Here is a 22788-nt window from a genome sequence, read left to right as displayed (position 1 = left end):
CGCGCGCCCCGCTCAGCGGCGCCGGAGCCCGGTGGGAAAGCGAACGGCCCGGAAGGCGTGGTGCCTTCCGGGCCGTTCGCTGCGCTTCAGCCGGTGCGACGGGCAGCGGAGCCGCCCCGCGTGCACCGGCCGCGGGGCTGCACGTCAGGCCGTGACCTGGTCGGCCTCCTCCGCGTCGGAGAGCGGGCCGCCGTTCGGCGGGGCCTCCAACTCGGCCTCCTCGGCCGCCTCCTGGGCCTCCGTCTCGCGCTGGCCCGGGATCTCGTTCGTACGGCGGGCGACCCGCTCGTTGCGGGCGTCCGTCGACTCGCACAGGTCGATCGCGGCCTGGTTGAAGCGCGCCATGGACGGCGGGTCGGCCGGGCCGAGCAGATGCACCTTCAGCTCGCCGCGGGCGGCTGCGAGGGTGTCCTTCGCAGGGTCGCGCACCGACTCCAGCAGGGCGGGGATCTCCGCCGCGTCGGGGGAGAGGATGGACGCCGCCCGCACGGTCGGGAAGCCCGCCCTGAAGTCGTCCTCGCTCAGCCCGCTGGTGTTGGCCACCGCGTAGGGCTTCTCGCTCGTCAGGTAGTCCGAGACGACCGAGGAGACGTCCGAGATGAGCAGGTCGGCCTGGTTGAAGCAGGAGTAGATCGCGGGGCGCGGCCCGGTGACGATCTGGTGCTCCCATTCGGGGAACGAGGCCCAGAAGGCGGCCTCCCACGCGGCCGTCGCCGCGGCCACGCGCTCGGCGCGGCCCTTCTCCGGAGTGGACTGCAGCATCATCTTCTCCACCTCGTCCGCTCCGCTCCGGAACGCCGTGGTGGTCAGCTCGTCCAGCTCCCGCGTACGCCGCTCCAGCTCGGCCGCGGCCTCGGGGCCGGGGCGGGCGCCGGAGCGCTTGGCGTTGGCCTCGACGATCATCGCCTGGATACGGGCGTTGGCGGCGCCTGCACGGGGGTCGACGGAACCCGTCATGGGGTGCGGCTTGTACAGCAGCCGCACGCCCGGATCCGCGAGCAGCGCGCGCACGATGTTCTCACCGGCGAGGATGACCGAGGTGTTGCCCGGGTCGTTGGTCCAGCCCTCCCACGTGGGGGCGTACAGCACGGTCGTGTACGCGCCCTGCGGTGCGCCCTTGGACGGCTCGATGGGGGAGAGCTGCGGACGTCCGACCTCGACGACGTCGCGGTCGTCCACGCCGATGTCGGCGAGCTGGTAGCGCTCGCGGGCGGCGGGACCGGCGACCCACACCTCGTCGTAGGCCTTGGCGTAGGGGTTGCAGGAGGAGAGCTTGTCGCTCTCGCCGTGGTTGATGAAGGCGTGCTTGATCGTGGGGATGCGCAGCACCTGCGAGGTCTTGCCGGAGTTCGCCGGGTGCAGCATCACCTTGAGCGTGGAGTGCTCCAGGTGCATCAGGTGCGCGACCTTCGGGATGCAGATGATCGGCACGTCCGTCGCCTCGATCTTCTGCACCATGAAGCGCTCACGGAGCACGATGATCGGGTTGCCGTCGAGCTCGGCGAGCGTGGAGAGCCACATGTTCGCCTGGTACGCGGAGGTGGTGCCCCCGGAGAAGTACATGCCGACGGTCGGCTTGTACTTCGCCAGCCACTTGTCCAGCCACTCCAGGGTCCGCTGCTCGTTGGCGTGCCGCTTCTTCGGCAGCATCCACGTGCCGAGGTAGACGGCACCGCCGAGGGAGAGCGCGATGCTCAGGCCGACGCCGAGGATGCCCCAGACCTCGGACGCCAGTCCGGCGCTCAGCATCAGCCCCGCCGTCCCGGGGATGGAGAAGCGGAGCAGGCGGCGGCTGGGCTGGCGGGCCAGCAGCCGCGGCGGGGCGATCGTCAGCCGCAGGGCGGAGGCGTCGATGTTGCGGGTGAGGATCGGCAGCGTACGGCTGCGGCGTACCAGCTGGGCGACGGCCTGGCACAGGAAGTGCGCGGCGTACGCGGCGAGCAGCAGGAGCGTGAGGGGGCGCTCGATGTCCGGCGGCACGTCGGGGATGCGCACCAGCCCGATGACGATGAGCATGTCGCGGAGCAGCTGCCGCGTCGTGACGTCGAAGCGGACCTTGCCGAGCAGGGCGAGCAGGCCGGGCTGCTGATGGGTGAGGTACAGGTCGAGCGTGAGACCCGCCACAGACGCGACGACGAAGACGGGCACGTTGGGCAGCAGCGCGCCCGCGAGCTGGGCGGCGTAGAAGACCGTCAACGCGAGCAGCGCCGTCAGCTGGACGGCGCGACGGGAAGAGAGACCGGCAGAGGGCACGGGCTGGGCTCCTGGCAGGAGGTCGTGGGTCGGCGATGGAAACCGGCCGGTGGGGAAGGTGGCGGCCGTGGGTGACCACTGACCGTATGCCGGGCACCGGGCCGGTGACAATCTGCGGCAGGGCGTTCCGCGGCGATACCGGGACATTGCAATGACAAAGGTCATTATCCCCATCCGTCCACTGGCCGGAACGCACGCGCGTCGCCGATCAGGGCTGCCGTAGATTGCCGACGGCCCCGGAACCGTCCGCGCGGGAGCGGCCGCCGGGCGGCACACGCACAGGCGCAACGGCATGGCGAGCCGGGCGCCGGGGACCGGGAACGGGCGCCGGGTACGGAGAGCCGGGCACCATGCACGGCACGGCACGGCACGGCACGGCACGGCACAGCACAGCACAGCACAGCACAGGGAACAGGCGGGCAGCGGAACGTGAGCAGGGCGACAGCAGACGGTGCGAGCGCGGCAGGCGGAGCGCGGGACGAGGTGGCGGACGCCAGGCGCATCGTCGTGAAGGTCGGCTCGTCCTCGCTCACCACGGCGGCGGGCGGACTCGACGCCGACCGGGTCGACGCCCTCGTGGACGTACTGGCCAAGTACACCGGCCCGGGCGGCCGGCCGGACGCGGAGCAGGGCGAAGCGCTGCAGAAGGAGATCGTCCTGGTCTCCTCGGGAGCGATCGCGGCCGGGCTGGCACCGCTCGGCCTGCCCAGGCGGCCCCGCGACCTGGCACGCCAGCAGGCCGCGGCCAGCGTCGGACAGGGCCTGCTCGTCGCCCGCTACACCGCGTCCTTCGCGCGCTACGGCCGCAGGGTGGGCCAGGTCCTGCTGACGTCCGACGACACCAGCCGCCGCGCCCACTACCGCAACGCCTACCGCACGCTGGAGCAGCTCCTGGCCATGGGCGCCGTCCCCGTCGTCAACGAGAACGACACCGTGGCCACCGAGGAGATCCGCTTCGGCGACAACGACCGGCTCGCTGCGCTCGTCGCCCACCTCGTACGGGCGGACCTGCTCGTCCTACTCTCCGACGTGGACGGGCTGTACGACGGCAATCCCGCCAGCCCGGGCACCTCGCGCATCAGCGAGGTCACCGGCCCCCGGGACCTCGACGGCGTCGACATCGGCAGCGCCGGGAAGGCCGGCGTCGGAACGGGCGGCATGGTGACGAAGGTCGAGGCCGCCCGTATCGCCGCCGCGGCCGGTGTGCCCGTGGTGCTGACCTCCGCGACGTACGCGGCCGACGCGCTCGCGGGCGCCGCCACCGGCACGTACTTCCACAGGACGGGCCGCCGCGCCGCAGGCCGGCTGCTGTGGCTGGCACACGCGTCGACCCCGCGGGGGGCGCTCACGCTCGACGCTGGCGCCGTACGGGCCGTGGTCCAGCGGCGCACCTCGCTGCTGGCGGCGGGCGTCGCCCGCGTCGAGGGCGACTTCTCGGCCGGGGACCCGGTCGAGCTGCGGGACGAGCAGGGGGTCGCGGTCGCGCGCGGTCTCGTCAACTTCGACGCGAAGGAGATCCCGCAGCTCCTGGGGCGGTCGACGCCGGAGCTGGCGCGGGAGCTGGGCCCCGCGTACGAGCGGGAGATCGTGCACCGGGACGATCTCGTGCTGCTCGACAACTGAGGGCAGGCCGCGTGCTCCAGGAGCGGTGCGGGCTTCAGGAGCGGTGCGTGCTCCAGGAGCGGTGCGCGGGAGTGCGCGGGCCCGTCCGTGCGTTCGGCGCCACGTGAACGGATTGTGCAGACGGCGGGGGGCCGGTGCCGAAAAGGTCACCGCCTTGAGCAAAAGACCAGCCTTTCCACGGACACCTTCCGGAAAACGGCCCCGCGGCCGGCTTCGGACTGGTCAACTTTGTCCTGGGGGTCGTGCGGCGGGGAGCGACGCCCGGAACAGCCGGAAGCAGCAGCGCCCCACCGGACGAGGAGGCCGCCCGTGAGACGACTTGCAAGCGTCGACACCGAACAGCGGGCCGAGCCGCGTCCGGACGCGGGCGCCGAGCGCCGCGAGCAGTCCCGCCTCTGGCACATCACGCTGAGCGTCGCGGGTGCCGAGGCCCCGATCAAGGAAGTACGCCGGGCTCTCGAACAGCTCGCGTACGACCACCCGTTCCTCCTGAACAGCCGGTACGCGAACGACCACGCCGAGATCCGCTACTGGGAAGAGGCACGGGACCTGCACGACGCCGCCGCCGTGGCGCTGCGGCTGTGGGGCGAGCACCGGGCGTCGGCCAAGCTGCCGCCCTGGGAGATCGTCGGGCTGGAGGTCGTCGGACGCGAGACGTACCAGCAGCGCATGGCCGAGGGCTACGGGCCGCCCTCCGCCACCTCGATAGGCGTGCACCCCTTCTGAGGTCGCCGTCCCGAAGAGCCCGCACCCCCCGCCCGGGATCCGGTTCTACGGGTTCACCACGCCCGCGTCGTGTGCGATCAGACCGGCCTGGGTGCGGTTCGCGCAGCCCAGCTTGTCGAGCATGCGGGAGACGTAGCCCTTGATAGTGGCCTCGGAGAGGTGGAGGCGCGCGGCGATCTGCGCGTTGGAGAGCCCTTCTCCCAGGCACGCGAGCACCTCGGCCTCCCGTTCGGTGAGCGACTCGACGAGTGCCGCCGCGCGGTCGCGTGCCGAGTGGCTGTCCACGGAGGCGGTGACCAGCCGGCGGGCGGCCGCCGCCGAAAGGACGGTGTGGCCCTCGGACGCCACCCGTACGAGACCGATCAGGTCCTCGGGCGGCGTGGACTTCACCAGGAAGCCGACCGCTCCCGCGCGCAGCGCCCGCAGCACGTACTGGTCGGCGTCGAACGTCGTGAGCACCACGACGGCCGGCGGGTCGGCGATCCCGCCGATGCGCTCGATCGCGGTCAGCCCGTCGACTCCGGGCATCCGCAGGTCCATGAGGACGACGTCCGGCCTGTGCCGCTGCACGGCTTCGACCCCCGCGGCCCCGTCGTGCGCCTCGCCGACCACTTCTATGTCGTCGGCCGAGCCGAGGATCGTCCGCAGGAAGCGGCACACCATCGGTTCGTCGTCGACGACCACGACCCGTACGGAGTCGCTCACGTCACACCGCCGTTTCCGCTGTCGGTACGTACGAGGGCAGTGTCGCCTCGATGCTGAATCCGCCGTCGGGCGCGTGCCCTGCCCGCATGGTGCCGTGTACGAGCTCTATGCGCCGGAGCAGGTTGGGGATGCCCAGGCCGGAGCCCGTCGCGGCGAGCGGGCCGCCGGTCTCTCCCGCTGCCGGCGCCGTGTTCCGTACAGCGACGTGCACTTGGGCCTCGCCGTAGGAGACGTGCACGACGACGCGCGCTCCCGGCGCGTGCTTCCGCACGTTCGTCAGCGCCTCGCGGACGAGCCGGTACGCGGTACGCCCCACCACCGGCGAGGCGAGGGCCGGGTCGCCGTCCTCGATCAGCTCCGTCGGGACGCCCACCGACGAGGACTCGGCGACGAGTTCTGCCAGCCCTGTCACCGACGGTGTCTGATAGGCGGGGTCGTCGCCCCCCTCCGGCTCCGTCCGCAGGATGCCGACCAGGTCCCGAAGCTCCTCCAGCGCCTGGCAGCCGGCGGCGCGCAGCTCCTCCGCCGCCTGCCGGGTCGCCTCGTCCTTGGCCGTCATCCGCAGCGCCCCCGCCTGCAGAGCCATGAGGCTCACGCGGTGGGTCACGACGTCGTGCATCTCGCCCGCCAGACGGGTTCGCTCCTCGGCCCGCGCGCGTTCGGCGAGCAGGTGGCGCTCCCGCTCGGCGCGTTCCGCGCGTTCCGTGAGCGCCTGGACCAGCCGTTTGCGGGCGTCGAAGTACATCGCCAGCAGCGGTCCGACGGCGGTACGGAGCAGCCCGATGCTGATGACCACCACCGAGGGCTGCCACGGCCGGGCGACGACCACGGTGAAGAGCACGAGAGCGATGACGGCCTTGCGCCGGTTCTGCTGGATGCTGCGGCAGCCGCCCTGGTAGAAGAGCGGGCCGTAGGCCGCCAGGACCGTCGAGAAGGGGGCCCACACCTGCCTGTCGTCGGCGGGCTCGAGGACACCCGCGGGCCAGGCAAGCAGCGACACCGCCAGCGTGAACGTGCCCAGCACCGCCACCACTGTGAGGGGAGCGCGGCGGCGGAACGCCAGTGAGAGGCAGGCCAGGGCCTGCAGGCCGAGCAGGACCCAGGCGAGCGTGCCGGGCCGCTCGGGCCACCAGGTGGCGCCCAGCACCGTGGCCACCGTGTCGGCGAGCGTGAAGGCGACGGCGATCGCCACATCCAGAGCCACTCTGTGACGCCGGTGCCACGGTCTGTCGGTCATGCGCAACACGGTATGCCAGCTGGGCCGTTGCTCCGCCGGCGCGCACGGGAAAGCACACTTACGTCGGGCCGGTAACCCTACGAAAGTCGCACCGAGCCCGTCCGGACCGCCGTTCGTCGCTGCGGTTCGCGACTGCCGGCTCTGCCCGGGGCGGTGCCCTGTGGCGTCAACTGGTCGGCATGAGAACGCAACGGGACCACGCCGGCCGGGCCGGGCGCACAGGCCACGCAGACAACGCAGGTCACGCAGACAACGGAGACGGGGGAGCGGCGGCCATGACGGCCCCCGCGCTGGGCCGCTATGCGATCGACCCGGCGGGGTCGGTCGTCAGGTTCACCACCCGGCACCTCTTCGGACTGGCCCCCGTACACGGCACGTTCGCGGTCAAGCGTGGCACTGTCGACGTCACCGAGCCGCTCGCGGAGTCCGCTGTACGCGTAGAGGTGGAGACGGCGAGCTTCGACACGGGCAACAGGACGCGTGACGAGACCGTGCGGTCCGGGCGCTTCCTCGACGCTCGCAGGTACCCGCTGATGACCTTCCAGGCTGAACGTGTGCACGACGCGGCAGTCGCCGGCACCCTCACCGCTCGCGAGATCAGCCGGCCGGTCGACCTCTCCGTCGAGCTGATCGCCGTGTCGAGGCGGGAGTTCACTGTCCGCGCCACCACGCGGATCGACCGGACGGCGTTCGGTGTGACCGGCTCACGCGGCATGACCGGCCGCTACCTCGACGTGACGGCGGAAGTCAGGTGCGTACGGGCGTGACACCGTCCGCACCGCTATGACCGGCGGTGGGCGCCCAGGGGGGAGCGCTCACCGCCAGGGGGACCGGTTCCGCCGTGCCGCGGGGGAGCACGACGGGCCGGTCCGCCCACTGCCGGTGCCCGTCCCGCCGTCCCGCCGTCCCGGCGTCTCGGACGGCGGGACGGCCCGGCAGCACGCATCGCCCCTGGCTAAGCTCGGGAGCATGAGCGCAACCCAGGATTCGCCAGTCGTCCGCACCGCCCGCCGCGCGAAGGAGGCGGCCGCAGAGCTCGCCCCGCTGCCGCGCACGGTGCGTGACGCCGCGCTGCTGGCTGTGGCGGACGCGCTCGTCGCCCGTACCGGGGAGATCGTCGCCGCCAACGCGGCCGACGTCGACAGGGCCCGGTCGGCCGGCAGCCCCGAGTCGATCGTGGACAGGCTGACGCTCACCCCGCAGCGCGTCGAAGCCATCGCCGCCGACGTACGCGAAGTGGTCGCCCTGCCCGACCCCGTCGGAGAGGTCGTGCGGGGCTCGACGCTGCCCAACGGGCTGGAGCTGCGGCAGGTCCGCGTCCCCCTCGGCGTCGTCGGCATCGTGTACGAGGCGCGGCCCAACGTGACCGTCGACGCCGCCGCGCTGTGCCTGAAGTCCGGCAACGCCGTGCTGCTCAGGGGCTCCTCGTCCGCTTACGCCTCCAACACCGCCCTTGTCGGCGTGCTGCGCGACGCCGTGGCCGGCGCCGGGCTCCCCGCCGACGCCGTGCAGCTGGTGCCCGGTGAGAGCCGGGAGAGCGTCAGGGAACTGATGCGCGCCCGCGGCCTCGTGGACGTCCTCATCCCGCGCGGCGGCGCCTCCCTCATCCGCTCCGTGGTCGAGGAGTCGACCGTTCCCGTCATCGAGACGGGCGTCGGCAACTGCCACGTCTACGTCGACGAAGCGGCCGACCTGGACACCGCCGTCGAGATCCTCGTCAACTCCAAGGCGCAGCGCCCCAGCGTCTGCAACGCGGCGGAGACGGTGCTCGTGCACGCCGGGATCGCCGACGACTTCCTCCCGCGGGCCCTCCGGGCACTCGGTGATGCGGGCGTCACCGTGCACGGCGACGAGGCGTGGCAGAAGGCCGGTGCGGATGTCGTACCGGCCTCTGAGGAGGACTGGGGCACCGAGTACCTCTCGTACGACATCGCCGCCGCGGTCGTACCGTCCCTGGAAGCGGCCGTGCAGCACATCCGGCAGTGGACGTCGGGCCACACGGAGGCGATCGTCACCCGCGACACCGCGGCCGCCCGCCGTTTCACCGCACTCGTCGACTCGACGGCTGTGATGGTCAACGCCTCCACGCGTTTCACCGACGGCGGCCAGTTCGGCTTCGGCGCCGAGATCGGCATCTCCACCCAGAAGCTGCACGCGCGCGGCCCGATGGGACTGCCGGAACTCACCTCCACGAAGTACGTCGTCACCGGGGACGGGCACATCCGCAGCTGAACGCGGCACGCCGGCCCGCGACTCGGCGCACGACAAGGAGGTGCCGGTCCACCGTTTTGATGGAATCCGGCTACTCCCTGCCCATATTGACCGCATAGGTCTACGCTGAACAGCGTGCCGGACGACGTGGGGGGCCAGCCGTTCCCGAACGGCGAGGAGCCCGAGTACCGCCACCACGGGGCCGCGGACGATGAGTTCGCCTCCGTGGTGTTCGACGAGGACTTCGTGCGGTCAGCCGTGGTCCATGAGCCCACCGCGGCCGAACGCATATTGGCCGCCGCGCAGTCCCACGCGGAGAGTGAGACTGCACGCGGCTTCGAGGACGGCTACGGGTACGCGCCGGGCGCCGAGAGCGAGTTCGACCTCGATCCGGACGACCTCGACGAGGACGCCGACGAAGATCCCGACGACGAGGGCCGGTTCGACAGTTCCGACTACTCGGAGTACGTGGACCTCGCCGACGGCGAGGACCACGGGCCGTACCCGCCGTACGGCCAGTACGACTCCTACACCTCGTACGGCCCGTACAGCACTTTCGGGGACACCGCACAGTTCGACCAGCAGTTCAGGCAGTACAACCAGTTCGAGCAGTACAGCCAGTTCGGCATGTACCGCCGCTACGACCCGCGGCTCGAACTCGGTGACGAGCACGGTTCCGACTACCGCCGTCCGCACGGCAGATCCGGGAAGCACAGCGCGTCCGCCCGCACGTACCGCGGGCACGTGCGGTGGCAGCGGCCCGTCGCGTGGGTGCTCGCCGTCGTCATGGGGATCGGCATGGTCGCCCTCGCGCTCAGCGCGATCTACCGCGGAACTTCGCACCAGCGGCACGACCCTGCTCCGCCTCCCGCGACGAGCGGCGTCGACTCGTACATGAGCGAACACGGCGGGTCACACTCCCCGCAGGGAGCCCCGAACGTCTCCGCACGGCCGCGCGGCGGATGACAGGGGAACGCGGGCCGAACGCCGATGCGGCGCGCGTCGGTCACAGAGCTGTCACGAGTCGGCAGCGGTCCCTACCCACCTGACGAATCTGCCGAGTTGTCGGCGCACGGAAGCGTTTACCACGGCCCGGGCGGACCTACTCTGTTCCTATGGCCGGGCGAGGCAACCCCCCAGAGGGACCCGACGACGCCTCCGGGGGCGACGACGAGTACCGCGACGAGTACCGCTCAGTCGTCTTCGACGAGTCCTTCGTCAAGGCTGCGCAGCTGCAGGAGTTCTCCGCGCGCGAGCGCATGGAGGACGAGGAGCACGCAGCCGTCCGTCAGCGCGCCTCCACGTCCTCCGCGACCGGGGACGACGACGGGGCAGAGGACGGCACGGACACGGGTGACGAGCGGAGCACCATCACCGCCTCCCGGCAGGGCATCGTCCTCGTCCTGCTGATCGTCCTGGCCTTCGGCACCGCGATCTACATGGGTATCCGCAACCCGTACCAGGCTCCCGCGGAGCCGGCCGTCGAACCGATGCGTGCCTCCCTGCTGCCACTCGCCCCACGCGACGAGGTCCCCGGCGCCACGCCCTCGGACCTGTACGAGCACAGCCCCGCCGCCCGGTTCCGCACGGGTGCCGACGGGGTCAACCTCCCTCCGGCACGCCGCACGGCGCACTTCTCGGAGAGCCAGGTGCTGTCGGCGCTCGCGGCGGCCAAGGAGTACGTGGTCGAGAGTTCGCTCAACCCGGCGGTGCTCACCGGGAACTCGGACCGGACGGTGCGGATCCTGCTCGACCCGGCGCAGCAGGCGCAGTTCGACCAGAGCATGGACAACCCGCGGAACGACGGGCGGCACTCGGCGACAGGCTGGATGATCCGCTTCGACCCGTCGAAGACGGTCCTGGCCGATCCCCGGGTCCGGGTCCAGGGCACGCTGGCCGTGCAGGAGTCCGGCCCGGACGCCCTGGAGGTCGTGGCGGACCACGTCTTCGTCTACGCGGTACGGGCACCCGACGTCGGTGAGGGCGAGGACGCCGACGAGCGTTCGTCCCTCTTCACGGTCCGCCGCGAGGTGCGCTTCCAGATCGACCGCGAGGATCTGCGCCGCCAGCAGCTGGCCGTACGGCAGGTCGCGATGCGGGCGGGGCCCCTGCCGTGCTCTGCCGACATGTCGGCCACGCTGAGGCCGCTTCTCGTGGGGGAGAAGGCCAAGGACGACGGGGGCGCCGGCACCGATCCGTACGCGCGGGGTCGTGAGGCCGCTTCGATGTGCGGGGTCCTGGCGACCAGCGCGCAGCCGAGCCCCGAGAAGCCCGCTGATTGAGCCGCCGGACCCGGCCGCGGCACGAGTGCCCGTCCGGCGTCCGGCAGGAGAACGGGGCCCGGACCGGACAGTGCCCGGCCCGGGGGTGATCCCCGGCCGGGCAGTCCGGTCCGGACCCCGCCTCCGACTGCGTACGTACCGTCTGCGTACCGGTCCGAGTCCGCCTCAGCTGGAGCTGTCGCTCCCGTTGGCGCCGTTCGAGCCGCCGGAACTGCCGGAACTGCCGGAACCGCCCGACCCGCCCCTGCCGGTGAACGTGTCACGGAGCCGGCCGCCCAGGTCGCCCGCGCCTCCGGCGATGTCACGCACGAGGCCCATGAGCGGGTCCTTGCTGTTCTTGACCGACTCCGTGTAGTGGTTCGCGGAGTCGCGGATCGACTCGCTGACCGAGGTGTCCCTGTCGTCCTCGCGGCGCGGGTAGTGGCCGTCCATGATGCGCTGGTAGTCGCGGCTCTCGGCCCACTTCTTCAGCTCCGCCGCACGCACGGTGGTGAAGGGGTGGCTGCGCGGCAGCACGTTCATGATCTTCAGGACGGAGTCGCGCAGGTCGCCCCCGGACTCGTACTCCTCGGCCTGCGCGAGGAACGCGTCGACGTTCATCTGGTGCAGGTGGTTGCCGCCGGCCAGCTTCATCAGGCCGCGCATGGACGCCTGGAGGTCCTGTCCTACGAGCAGCCCGGCCCGGTCGGCCGAGAGCTCGGACTTGCGGAACCACTCGCGCAGTGCCGTCACCACGGCCATGATCGCGACGTTGCCCAGCGGGATCCACGCGACCTTGAGGGCGAGGTTGGTGAGGAAGAGCAGGATCGTGCGGTAGACGGAGTGGCCGGACAGTGCGTGACCCACCTCGTGGCCGACGACCGCCCGCATCTCCTCCTCGTCCAGCAACTCGACGAGACCCGTGGTCACTACGATGATCGGCTTGTCGAGGCCGATGCACATCGCGTTCGGGTTCGGGTCCTGACTGACGTACATCGGAGGGACCTGCTCCAGGTCCAGTATGTAACAGGCGTCGCGCAGCATCGCGTTGAGATGTGCGAACTGCTCGTCGCTCACACGCACCGAGTTGGCCAGGTAGAGCAGTCGCAGACTGCGCTCCGTCAGCAGGCCGCTCAGCGCCTTGAAGACCGTGTCGAATCCGCTCAGCTTGCGCAGGGCGACGAGCGCCGAGCGGTCCGAGGGATGCTCGTAGGCCCGGGAGGAGATTCCCGGGAAGCGGCGCCGGTCACGGCCGGGCAGCCGCTCGGTGCCACCTGTGTTGTCGCTCATCGCGTACTTCCCCCTGTCGCTGTTCGCCGTCGGCGGCGGTTGGTTGTCAGCCTAGGGCGCCCGGTTCCGGAAAGCCCCGGCCGAACGCGTCCGGCACAAAGCCCGGACGGGAGGGAGACGTTCCGGAACCCTTCGAGGGTTGCGTGAAGGACGAGTCGGCGTAAGACGCTCGAGAGGCCTTGCTTACGATGTGGCTGCACACGTTGAACTGCCCGGCCCACACGCGGATAGGTCCTGCCGACGATGTCCCTTTCCAGTACCGCCCACAACGCCCTCAGCATCCTGGCCTCCGAGGGTGGTGGGCATGGCGGCGAGCACGACCCGGTCCTTCCCTACCTCACCGGCGGTGGCGCGCTCCTGGCCCTGCTCCTGCTGCTGTGGATCACCACCCGCTTCAACCGGGACCGCTGACCCGGTCGCTGCGGGGCATCGCGCCAGGTACGACTGGGCGGAGCGGCGACGTGGGAGGCGGGGCCCCGGAACGCCCCCGCGGAGCCCTCTCCGCAGCCGGTTCCGCATAGCGCGGGCGGAGCAGCGGACCGCGCTGTCAGCAGATAAGGTCGGCTCGCATGGGAGAGCACATAGTGCCCGGGACCGGCAAGCGGCGGCTCGGGGTGATGGGCGGGACGTTCGACCCTATCCACCACGGGCACCTCGTGGCCGCGAGCGAGGTGGCGACGAGGTTCCACCTCGACGAGGTCGTCTTCGTGCCGACCGGGCAGCCGTGGCAGAAGAGCCACCAGAAGGTCTCGCCCGCCGAGGACCGCTATCTGATGACGGTCATCGCCACCGCCTCCAACCCGCAGTTCTCGGTCAGCCGCACCGACATCGACCGGGGCGGCCGCACGTACACCATCGACACCCTGCGGGACCTGCGGGAAGCCAACCCGGACACCGACCTGTTCTTCATCACCGGCGCCGACGCCCTCGCCCAGATCCTCGGCTGGCGGGACGCCGACGAGCTCTTCTCGCTCGCCCACTTCATCGGGGTCACCCGCCCCGGGCACGCCCTCACGGACCCGGGACTGCCGGACGGCGGGGTCTCCCTCGTCGAGGTCCCGGCGCTGGCCATCTCCTCGACCGACTGCCGTGCCAGAGTGCGCCGGGGAGACCCGGTCTGGTATCTGGTCCCGGACGGCGTCGTGCGGTACATCAACAAGCGGGGACTGTACGGGGAGGAGGGGCCGCAGGCATGAGCGAGCGCTACGGATACGACCCCTACGGACAGCAGCCCGAACAGCAGCCCCGGTTCCTCGGGTACGACGAGTACGGCCAGCCCGTCTACGGCTACGGGGACCAGGACCCGTACGGGACGCAGACGGACGCCCAGGGCGGCCACCATGACGCGCACTCTGCCCAGGCCGCTCAGCAGCAGGGGTACCAGTACGACCCGTACGGACAGCAGCCCGGGCCGCAGACGCAGCAGTATCCGCAGCAGCAGGCACAGCAGGAGTGGATCCCCCAGCAGCAGTCGCGGGCGCCGCACGAACAGCAGACGCACGGACAGCAGACGTACGAACAGCAGGTCCCGTCCCAGGAGTACGACGGCGGCAGCGGGTACGCCGCCCCGCAGTACGAGGCAACCGGACAGTACGACGCAACCGGGTCCGCCGCCCCCGGACCGTCCGCTGCCCCCGCCGGCGCCGGAAAGGCGCCCGCCCAGGACCCCGGATACCGCACGGAGCAGTTCTCGTTCATCGAGGAGGACACGGACGACTCCGAGGACGTCATCGACTGGCTGAAGTTCAGCGAGAGCCGCACCGAGCGGCGGGAAGAGGCGAAGCGCCGCGGCCGCAACCGGGTGGTCGCCCTCGTCGTCACGCTCGTCGTGGCGGCGGCGGGCGGTGTCGGATACCTCGCGTACGCGGGGAAGCTGCCCGGGCTGGGCAGTGAGAGCGGCGGCGCCGCCACAGCGGCGGGGCAGCAGCGCGACGTCATCGTGGTGCACCTCCGGTCGCTCGACGGCGGCGGCAGTTCGACGGCGCTCCTCGTGGACAACGCCGACGCCCGGCGCGGCAACACGGTGCTGCTGCCGAACACCCTCGCCGTCTCCGGAGAGAGCGGCACCACGACCACCCTGGGCAAGTCGGTGGAGGACGAGGGCGCGGCACCCACGCGCGAGTCCCTCGGCACGCTGCTGGGTGCCGACATCAAGGGAAGCTGGCGGCTGGACACCCCCTACCTGGAGAACCTCGTCGAACTGGTAGGCGGGATCAAACTCGACGCGAACGCGACCGTCCCCGGTGAGAAGAAGGGCGACGAACCGCTGGTCGAGCGCGGCAAGGCCCGGACGCTCGACGGGCAGGCGGCGGTCGCCTACGCGACCCACCGCGGCAGGGGCGAGCAGCAGACGCGTCAGCTGCAGCGCTTCGGCGAGGTCATGCACCAGACGCTGCGGAAGCTCTCCAGCGACTCCGAGGCGGCGACGAGGACGGTCGAGACCCTCGGCCAGATCCCCGACCCCTCCCTGCCGGAGCCCGAGCTGGGAGCGTCACTGGCGAAGCTGGCGAAGCAGGCCAAGGCCGGCGCGTACAAGACGCAGCTGCTGCCCGTGCAGGCCAACGGCACGCTCAGCGAGCGCACGAGCGACGGCCTGGTGAAACAGGTGCTCGGCGGCACGGTCAAGAACACCGACCCGGACGCCACTCCCAGGGTCAAGGTGGTCAACGCCAGCGGCGACCGCGGCAGCGACGACGCGGCGTCCGCGGCGCTCGTCAACGGCGGATTCACAGTCGTCGACGGCGGTGCCGGAGACGCCGCCCGGAAGCGCTCCACCGTGACCTACGCCGAGGCCGGCCAGAAGGACAAGGCCGAGGAGGTCGCGAAGACCCTCGGGCTGCCGGGCAGCGCGGTCGGCAAGGGCAAGAAGGCGGCGAACGCCGATGTGACGGTGGTGCTGGGGCGGGACTACAAGGGGTGAGAGCCTCCGCCCGCCGTGAGACCCTGGGGGTCGGTACGCACGCACCGCTGCCGCGTACCTGACCAGTCCCCCGACTCCGCGAACCCTCCTGTTTCCTGCCCTCACCGATTCGAAAGCATCGCCTGTGACCGCTACGGACCGTTCCACCGAGCTGATCAACGCCGCCGCCCAGGCAGCCGCCGACAAGCTGGCGCACGACATCGTCGCCTACGACGTCAGCGACGTACTCGCCATCACCGACGCCTTCCTGCTGGCCTCCGCCCCGAACGACCGGCAGGTGAAGGCCATCGTCGACGAGGTCGAGGAGCGCCTGCTCAAGGAACTGGGCGCCAAGCCCGTACGCCGCGAGGGCGAGCGGGACGGCCGGTGGGTGCTGCTGGACTTCGTCGACATCGTGGTGCACGTGCAGCACAGCGAGGAGCGCGTCTTCTACGGCCTCGAGCGGCTCTGGAAGGACTGCCCGCAGCTCGACCTCCCCGACGACGCGAAGGCCTCCCACGGCCGGGCGCGCGAGCACGCCGAGCGTGAGGGGGACGCGACCTACGAGGCGGCGGAACGGGGCGGAAGCGAAGGCGCCCGGTGACGCAGGCGCAGCCGGGCGGGGCCGCCCCGGTGCGCGGGGACAGGAGGATCGTCCTCTGGCGGCACGGGCAGACGGCCTGGAACCTGGAGAGGCGCTTCCAGGGGTCCACCGACATCGAACTGACCGAAGCCGGCCGTGACCAGGCCCGCCGCGCGGCCCGCCTGCTGGCCGCGCTGCGCCCCGACGCCATCATCGCCTCCGACCTGCAGCGGACCGCCGAGACGGCAGCGGAGCTCGCCGTACTGACCGGTCTGGAGGTGACGCACGACGAGGCGCTGCGCGAGACGTACGCCGGGAAGTGGCAGGGCCTCACGCACGAGGAGATCGTCGAGCGGTACGGCGACGAGTACGCCGCCTGGAAGCGCGGCGAGCCCGTGCGCCGCGGAGGCGGCGAACTCGAGACGGAGGTCGCGGAGCGGGCCGCGCCCGTGGTGGAGCGGAACCTGGAGAAGCTGCCGCCCGGAGGCACGCTCGTGGTGGTCAGCCACGGTGGCACCATCCGGACCACCATCGGCCGGCTGCTCGGTCTCGAACCCCGTACGTGGGAGGCGCTGGGCGGCCTCTCCAACTGCTGCTGGTCGGTGCTGGGGGAGGGCCTCCGCGGCTGGCGTCTCCTGGAGCACAACGCAGGGACGCTGCCCCAGCCCGTGCTCGGCGACGACGACTGACCGACCGGGGCAGCCCGCCGCCGCCACGTCGGCACAGGCGGGGCGGTGCCGGACGCGAGTGCCTCGTGACGCTGCTGCCGGCACACGGCGAACCCTGCGCTGATCACCTCGATTTCCCATCCGGGCTGGCCAGTGGTTAGGATTCCTCTCGTTCACGGCAACCCCTCGGGGGCGCGAACAACTCGGGGCTATAGCTCAGTTGGTAGAGCGCTTGCATGGCATGCAAGAGGTCAGGAGTTCGATTCTCCTTAGCTCCACGAGTGCGAGGGCGAAGTGTGTCCGCGGAAGGCGCGGACGGCTTCGCTCTCGTCGTTTGTGCTCGGCTTCGCCTCGCGGGGCGGGGGCTTCGCCACCCGCACCCCCAGCGGGGGCTTCGCCCCCTGCGGCCCCCTTGGCGGGGGGCTTCGCCCCCTGCGGCCCCCCGGGGTGTGCGGTGCGTTGTGCGGTGCCGCTCTTGTCAGGACTTCGCCGTCTGCGGCTCCCGGGTGTGCGGTGCGTTGTGCGGTGCCGCTGCTGTGTGGTGCGGGCTGCGCTTATCGCGCCTCGGCAAGTGGCGCCCGGGTCGGCGCCGTTGCTTGTACGGAATTGACAATCACCGTCGCCCTTTGTCAGATTCCAAGCTCCGTGCCTGGTGAACGCGGGTCTCCAGTAGTTGCCTCCGCGCAGCTCCCCGGCCGGGATCATCGAGTGGGACTCCAGACACCTCGGAGAACGTGGCAGAATCGTGACGGCCGGAAGGGGGGAGGCCCGAGGGGAGGGACGTGTGCGATGTCTGCAGGAGTCCTCGCAGAGGGCGGTCGGCGGACGACTCGACTGCACACCCGTTCTCTCGGCAGTGCCTCCGAAAGATCCTCAAGAACCCTGCTGTGTCCGGCTTGTGGTTCATCGAACGTTGCCCAGATGCTCGGCGACAATGGAGGAGTGTCCTACGTGTGCACCGCCTGCGGCCACAGCTGGAGCTGATGCCTGATGGGTGCGCACAGCCGGAAGTGCGACTGGTGTGGCAGCGGAACGCCCATCGTGCGGGACATGGAGCCGGTCAACCCCGAATTCCAGTACTGGTGTGAGGACTGCGCGCGGGCGCTGATCATAAAGGGCGACCCGATCGAGACGTACCGCGAACTGGACGGCGAGCCGATCTACGGCCGGCTGCTCGACGAGCACTGCACGCTCAAACGCTTCTACTCCTTCGCCACCGCCTGACGCACGCCGGAACGCGGCTCCCCGCGCTCACACGTCAGACGTGCGACGTTCGGCTCAGCGGGCGGGTTCGTACGGTGCGGGCTTGCGCAGTCCGCGTACGGCGAGCACGGCGGTCAGAGCGATGACGCCGAGCCCCGCGGCGGGATACACCGCCGAAAGCACCATCTCCCCGGCGTTCTGGTCCAGTTCGGGCCGATCGGGCCCGGTGACGCCGTGCGGCACCAGCCAGAGCGCGTACGAACAGAAGACGAGGACCGTCGCCCCCGTCAGCGTCCACCACGCAGGGGCTCCGCGGCGGCGCAGCGTCTCGGCACCCAGCAGGACGGCCAGCGGGATGCACCACACCCAGTGATGCGACCAGGAGACGGGGCTCACGAGCAGCGCCGTGAAAGCACAGGCCACAGCGGCCCACGCCGATGCGAACGGCAGCCGGCGCTCACCGGCCGACGCGGCGGCCACCGCCGCGCCCAGCCCGACCAGCGTCACGACGCAGACCGCCGCCACCCACGGCCAGCCCGGGTCGGGTGTGTGCAACAGCCGGGCGACGACGCCGCGCAGCGACTGGTTGTCTGTGATGTCCGTATGGCCCGCACGGTCCGACTGAAAGAGAACGCCGAACCAGAAGCGGCGCGAGTCGTGGGGCAGAACGACCGCTCCGAGCCCCACTGTTGCGAGGAACGTCCCGGTGGCGACTGCCGCCCGCCGCATCGGCGGATTCCACCAGGCCGCCCCGTTGCTCCCGCCCGTGTGGTGCCGCCGCCAGTGGACGATGCCGCACAGCACGAGAAAGACCACGAACAGTGCAGGAGTGAGCTTGATGCCTGCGGCGACGCCGATCCCGGCTCCCGCCCAACGGTGGTCGCCGCGCCGGGACAGGTCCCACAGGACGAGCGTCACCAGCAGCAGATTGATCTGCCCGTAGCGCAGCGTCGTCCACACCGGTTCGCACCACACGGCGAGCGAAGCGATCAGCAGCGTGGCCGCAGGGCGCGCCGCACGTGCGGGACGGCCGACCGACTTCAGGGACAGGTTGACCGTGGCCACCAGCAGCGCGAGGTTCGCGGCCGTCGCCGCGGTACGCATCGGCGCGACGTCGAGGAGCGTCAGCGGCATGAACAGCAGTGACGCGAAAGGCGGGTAGGTGTTCGGCAACTGGGCGTAAGTGGCGCGCATCGCGTACAGATCACCGCCGGTGCGCACCGTCCAGCCCTCGGCGCGGTACACCATGAGGTCGATCATGGAGACGCCGGTCACACGCTGTGCCGTCCAGAACGCGGCGAAAGAGCCCAGACAGAGAAGCGACGCGAGCACGGCCGGACGTCGCAGCAGATACGCCCTGACGAAGCCCTGGGACCGGCTCTCTGCGGAATGCTGCAAAGTGCTCACAGCGTGCGGCTCCCGAGTAGTCCTCCCTGGGCCCGACGACACTACCTGCCGTGCGGTGGGCAGACGGGCCCGCACAGAGCGCCGGAATTGGATTTGGCGGAACGTGGCAGAGGCCGTGTAAGGTTGGCGACGCCGCTGCGGGGCAAGCCCCCCGGCGGACTGGTCTGCGGGGCTATAGCTCAGTTGGTAGAGCGCTTGCATGGCATGCAAGAGGTCAGGAGTTCGATTCTCCTTAGCTCCACGAGTGCGAGGGCGAAGTGTGTCCGCGGAAGGCGCGGACGGCTTCGCTCTCGTCGTTTGTGCTCGGCTTCGCCTCGCGGGGCGGGGGCTTCGCCACCCGCACCCCCAGCGGGGGCTTCGCCCCCGGCACCCCCCCTTGGCGGGGGCTTCGCCCCCTGCGGCCCCCCGGGTGTGCGGTGCGTTCTCCGGTGCCCCCCTTGGCGGGGGCTTCGCCCCCTGCGGCCCCCGGGGTGTGCGGTGCGGCGCTTTGCTGCGGCGTCACGGGGCGGCTTCCTCCTCGGGGAGGGCCGGGGTCCGGTGGAACCGGGGTGAGGGGCCTCTCCGGCTTGCGGTACCCTGACCGCATGCGTGCCGTACGCCTTCTGCTTAGCCGGCCGCGCTGATCAGTCCCGGTCCCGGCCCCAACGGCCGGAAGAGCCGGAATCGGCGCGGCGTCCCCTCCTGTGCGAGGGGTTTTTTCGTTTGTGCTGGCAGGGACGACCGATGGAGCTTTGACGACGATGACCGAGACGACGACAGCCGCTGAGACCCCGGCCGTCCATCGCTACACGGCGGCCCTGGCCGCCGACATCGAGGCACGCTGGCAGGACTTCTGGGAGAAGCAGGGCACCTACGAGGCCCCCAACCCCGGTGACGGGGATCTGGGCGGCGATCCCGAGACGGCGGCCCGGCCCAAGAAGTTCATCATGGACATGTTTCCCTACCCCTCGGGCGCGGGCCTGCACGTGGGGCATCCGCTGGGATACATCGCCACGGATGTCTACGCCCGCTACCAGCGGATGACGGGCCACAACGTCCTGCACACGCTCGGCTTCGACGCGTTCGGCCTGCCCGCGGAGCAGTACGCCGTGCAGACCGGCACCCACCCGCGCATCTCCACCGAGGCGAACATCGTCCAGATGAAGGCGCAGCTGCGCCGCCTGGGCCTCGGCCACGACCAGCGCCGGTCCGTCTCGACGATCGACCCGGACTACTACAAGTGGACCCAGTGGATCTTCCTGCAGATCTTCAACTCCTGGTACGACGGCGAGGCTGAGACGGCACGCCCCATCGCGGAACTCGTCGAGCAGTTCGAGTCCGGTGCACGTGAGACACCGGAGGGCTTCGGGCGCTGGGACGAGCTGAACAGCGTGCAGCGCGCCGAGGTGCTGGGCGAATACCGCCTGGCGTACGCCTCGGACGCGCCCGTCAACTGGTGTCCCGGTCTGGGCACCGTCCTGGCGAACGAGGAAGTCACCGCGGAGGGCCGTTCGGAACGGGGCAACTACCCCGTGTTCAAGGCCGAACTGCGCCAGTGGAACATGCGGATCACCGCGTACGCGGACCGTCTGCTGTCCGGTCTGGACGCTCTGGACTGGCCCGAGGCCATCAAGCTGCAGCAGCGCAACTGGATCGGGCGGAGCGAGGGCGCCCGTATCGACTTCCCGCTGGGCGACGGCAAGATCGAGGTCTTCACGACCCGGCAGGACACCCTGTTCGGCGCCACCTACATGGTGCTCGCCCCCGAACACCCGCTGGTCGACAGCGTCGTGCCCGTTCAGTGGCCGGAGGGCACGCGGGACGTGTGGACGGGCGGACACGCGGATCCCGCGTCCGCGGTGGCCGCGTACCGTGCGCAGGCCGCCTCCAAGTCGGACGTCGAGCGCCAGGCCGAAGCCAAGGACAAGACCGGGGTCTTCACGGGCGCCTACGCCACGAACCCCGTCAGCGGCGAGCGCGTCCCCGTCTTCATCGCGGACTACGTGCTGATGGGGTACGGCACCGGCGCCATCATGGCCGTCCCCGCGCACGACCATCGCGACTTCGCCTTCGCGCGCGCCTTCGAGCTCCCCATGCGCTGCGTGGTAGAGCCCTCGGACGGCCGCGGCACGGACCCCGGCCAGTGGGACGACGCGTTCGTCTCGTACGACGCGAAGATCGTCAACTCCGCCGGGGAGGGCGTCTCCCTGGACGGTCTGGGGGTCGACGAGGCCAAGGCCCGCATGACCGAGTGGCTGCAGGAGCGGGGCATCGGCTCCGGCACGGTCAACTACCGGCTGCGCGACTGGCTGTTCAGCAGGCAGCGCTACTGGGGTGAGCCGTTCCCGATCGTGTACGACGAGGAAGGTGTCGCCCACTCGCTGCCCGAGTCGATGCTGCCGCTGCAACTGCCGGAGGTGGACGACTACTCGCCGCGCACGTTCGAGCCGGACGACTCCGACACGGTGCCCGAGACGCCCCTCTCGCGGAACGAGGAATGGGTGAACGTCACCCTGGACCTGGGCGACGGCAAGGGCCCGCGGCGGTTCAGGCGTGAGACCAACACCATGCCCAACTGGGCCGGTTCGTGCTGGTACGAGATGCGGTACCTGGACCCGCACAACAGCGAGCGGCTGGTGGACCCGGAGGTGGAGCGCTACTGGATGGGGCCGCGTGAGGGGATGCCGTACGGCGGTGTCGACCTGTACGTGGGCGGTGCGGAGCACGCGGTCCTGCACCTGCTGTACGCCCGGTTCTGGTCGATGGTGCTGCACGACCTGGGCCACGTCTCGTCCGTCGAACCGTTCCACAAGCTGTACAACCAGGGCATGATCCAGGCGTACGTCTACAGGGACAGCCGCGGGATCGCCGTACCGGCCGCCGAGGTCGAGGAGGGGTCCCCCCTGTCGAACGACCAGGGGCGGGACGGCGCGTACTTCTACCAGGGCGAGCGCGTCAGCAGGGTGCTCGGAAAGATGGGCAAGTCCCTGAAGAACGCGGTCACTCCGGACGAGATCTGCGCGGAGTACGGCGCGGACACGCTGCGTCTGTACGAGATGGCGATGGGTCCACTGGACGTCTCCCGGCCGTGGGACACCCGCGCGGTCGTCGGTCAGTACAGGCTGCTGCAGCGACTGTGGCGGAACGTGGTCGACGAATCCACCGGAGAGGTGCGCGTAGTCGACGCGGAGCCGGACGAGGACACGCTGCGTGCCCTGCACAAGACCATCGACGGCGTCCGCCAGGATCTGACCGCGCTGCGCTTTAACACCGCCATCGCCAAGATCACGGAGCTGAACAACCACGTCACCAAGCTGTCCGCGGTGCCGCGTACAGTCGCCGAGCGGCTGCTGCTGCTGATCGCCCCGCTGGCACCGCACATCGCCGAAGAACTGTGGCGGAAGCTGGGCCACGAAGAGACCGTCGTCTACCAGGACTTCCCGGTGGCCGACCCGGCCTACCTCGTCGACGAGACAGTGACATGCGTCGTGCAGGTGAAGGGCAAGGTCAAGGCGCGGCTGGAGGTCTCGCCGTCCATCTCGGAAGCGGACCTGGAGGCGCAGGCGCTGGCCGAGCCGGCGATCGTCGCGGCGCTGGGCGATGCCGGAATCCGGAGGGTGATCGTCCGGGCTCCGAAGCTGGTGAACGTCGTACCCGCGTAGCTCCCGGCGGCCGTCGGCGGCGGGCGCCCCCTACGGGTTCGGTGCGGGGCCGGTCCGGGTTCTGAGGAACGCCGGGACGGC

The 22788-nt window shown here is 70.9% G+C and carries 19 protein-coding genes and 2 tRNA genes; 16 read left to right on the top strand and 5 right to left on the bottom strand.

Annotation, left to right across the window (positions count from 1 at the left end; genetic code table 11):
- Positions 1-144 precede the first annotated feature (144 nt).
- The gene (locus H181DRAFT_RS07100; protein WP_045863351.1) at positions 145-2253 is read right to left on the bottom strand and encodes a hypothetical protein; all 2109 of its coding nucleotides are present in this window, start codon (positions 2251-2253) and stop codon (positions 145-147) included.
- Between the two features lie 483 nt (positions 2254-2736).
- Here H181DRAFT_RS07100 and proB point away from each other — a divergent pair, with 483 nt between their 5' ends.
- Positions 2737-3876 (top strand): glutamate 5-kinase, encoded by a 1140-nt coding sequence (gene proB / locus H181DRAFT_RS07095; RefSeq protein WP_045863350.1) that lies wholly within the window; start codon positions 2737-2739, stop codon positions 3874-3876.
- Positions 3877-4185: 309 nt separating this feature from the next.
- A complete protein-coding gene (locus H181DRAFT_RS07090; RefSeq protein WP_045863349.1) occupies positions 4186-4602 on the top strand; it encodes a hypothetical protein in 417 nt (138 codons plus the stop codon).
- 45 nt (positions 4603-4647) lie between these two features.
- On the opposite strand, the gene H181DRAFT_RS07085 is transcribed toward H181DRAFT_RS07090, so the two are convergent.
- Both H181DRAFT_RS07085 and H181DRAFT_RS07080 read right to left on the bottom strand, forming a co-directional pair.
- On the bottom strand, positions 4648-5307 hold the full coding sequence (locus H181DRAFT_RS07085; protein WP_074467748.1) for a response regulator: 660 nt from the start codon (positions 5305-5307) through the stop codon (positions 4648-4650).
- 1 nt (position 5308) lies between these two features.
- Positions 5309-6544, bottom strand: a complete 1236-nt coding sequence (locus H181DRAFT_RS07080) for a sensor histidine kinase (RefSeq protein ID WP_045863348.1) — start codon at positions 6542-6544, stop codon at positions 5309-5311.
- 275 nt (positions 6545-6819) lie between these two features.
- Here H181DRAFT_RS07080 and H181DRAFT_RS07075 point away from each other — a divergent pair, with 275 nt between their 5' ends.
- From H181DRAFT_RS07075 to H181DRAFT_RS07060, 4 genes are all read left to right on the top strand, one after another.
- Complete coding sequence (locus H181DRAFT_RS07075; RefSeq protein ID WP_045863347.1) at positions 6820-7311, top strand: YceI family protein; 492 nt, start codon at positions 6820-6822, stop codon at positions 7309-7311.
- A 202-nt stretch (positions 7312-7513) separates the two neighbouring features.
- Positions 7514-8776, top strand: coding sequence for a glutamate-5-semialdehyde dehydrogenase (locus tag H181DRAFT_RS07070; protein ID WP_045863346.1), 1263 nt, complete (start codon positions 7514-7516; stop codon positions 8774-8776).
- A 114-nt stretch (positions 8777-8890) separates the two neighbouring features.
- A complete protein-coding gene (locus H181DRAFT_RS29810; protein WP_045863345.1) occupies positions 8891-9721 on the top strand; it encodes an SCO2584 family spore wall biosynthesis protein in 831 nt (276 codons plus the stop codon).
- A gap of 149 nt (positions 9722-9870) precedes the next feature.
- Positions 9871-11037, top strand: a complete 1167-nt coding sequence (locus H181DRAFT_RS07060; protein WP_045863344.1) for an SCO2583 family membrane protein — start codon at positions 9871-9873, stop codon at positions 11035-11037.
- Between the two features lie 165 nt (positions 11038-11202).
- Here the strand turns inward: H181DRAFT_RS07060 and H181DRAFT_RS07055 are convergent, their stop codons facing one another.
- On the bottom strand, positions 11203-12306 hold the full coding sequence (locus H181DRAFT_RS07055) for a M48 family metallopeptidase (RefSeq protein WP_045863343.1): 1104 nt from the start codon (positions 12304-12306) through the stop codon (positions 11203-11205).
- Between the two features lie 243 nt (positions 12307-12549).
- On the opposite strand from H181DRAFT_RS07055, the gene H181DRAFT_RS29335 reads away from it, so the two are divergent.
- From H181DRAFT_RS29335 to H181DRAFT_RS07020, 8 genes are all read left to right on the top strand, one after another.
- On the top strand, positions 12550-12717 hold the full coding sequence (locus H181DRAFT_RS29335; protein WP_045863342.1) for a hypothetical protein: 168 nt from the start codon (positions 12550-12552) through the stop codon (positions 12715-12717).
- A gap of 158 nt (positions 12718-12875) precedes the next feature.
- Positions 12876-13502 carry a nicotinate-nucleotide adenylyltransferase gene (gene nadD, locus H181DRAFT_RS07050; protein WP_045863341.1) on the top strand — a complete coding sequence of 209 codons (627 nt, stop codon included), beginning with the start codon at positions 12876-12878 and terminating at the stop codon, positions 13500-13502.
- Entirely contained in the window at positions 13499-15226 is a 1728-nt protein-coding gene (locus H181DRAFT_RS07045; protein WP_045863340.1) for an LCP family protein, read from the top strand. Before nadD ends, H181DRAFT_RS07045 begins: the two co-directional genes overlap by 4 nt.
- Before the next feature lie 124 nt (positions 15227-15350).
- Positions 15351-15809 (top strand): ribosome silencing factor, encoded by a 459-nt coding sequence (rsfS, locus tag H181DRAFT_RS07040; RefSeq protein WP_045863339.1) that lies wholly within the window; start codon positions 15351-15353, stop codon positions 15807-15809.
- Complete coding sequence (locus H181DRAFT_RS07035; RefSeq protein ID WP_045863338.1) at positions 15806-16477, top strand: histidine phosphatase family protein; 672 nt, start codon at positions 15806-15808, stop codon at positions 16475-16477. Before rsfS ends, H181DRAFT_RS07035 begins: the two co-directional genes overlap by 4 nt.
- Before the next feature lie 184 nt (positions 16478-16661).
- A tRNA-Ala gene (locus H181DRAFT_RS07030) sits at positions 16662-16734 on the top strand.
- 511 nt (positions 16735-17245) lie between these two features.
- The gene (locus H181DRAFT_RS29805; RefSeq protein ID WP_074467747.1) at positions 17246-17440 is read left to right on the top strand and encodes a hypothetical protein; all 195 of its coding nucleotides are present in this window, start codon (positions 17246-17248) and stop codon (positions 17438-17440) included.
- A gap of 6 nt (positions 17441-17446) precedes the next feature.
- A complete protein-coding gene (locus H181DRAFT_RS07020; protein WP_045863337.1) occupies positions 17447-17680 on the top strand; it encodes a hypothetical protein in 234 nt (77 codons plus the stop codon).
- A gap of 54 nt (positions 17681-17734) precedes the next feature.
- On the opposite strand, the gene H181DRAFT_RS07015 is transcribed toward H181DRAFT_RS07020, so the two are convergent.
- Entirely contained in the window at positions 17735-19066 is a 1332-nt protein-coding gene (locus H181DRAFT_RS07015; protein WP_045863336.1) for a glycosyltransferase 87 family protein, read from the bottom strand.
- A gap of 168 nt (positions 19067-19234) precedes the next feature.
- Between H181DRAFT_RS07015 and H181DRAFT_RS07010 the strand changes: the two genes are divergently transcribed.
- Together H181DRAFT_RS07010 and leuS are read left to right on the top strand one after the other, a co-directional pair.
- Positions 19235-19307, top strand: a tRNA-Ala gene (locus H181DRAFT_RS07010).
- 499 nt (positions 19308-19806) lie between these two features.
- Positions 19807-22707, top strand: coding sequence for a leucine--tRNA ligase (gene leuS / locus H181DRAFT_RS07005; RefSeq protein ID WP_045863335.1), 2901 nt, complete (start codon positions 19807-19809; stop codon positions 22705-22707).
- Positions 22708-22788 lie beyond the last annotated feature (81 nt).

The organism is Streptomyces sp. WMMB 714 (genome assembly GCF_900090125.1).
GTDB lineage: Bacteria > Actinomycetota > Actinomycetes > Streptomycetales > Streptomycetaceae > Streptomyces > Streptomyces daqingensis.
The sequence above is the reverse complement of the archived record's forward strand: the minus strand, read 5'-3'. Positions and strand labels throughout refer to the sequence as shown.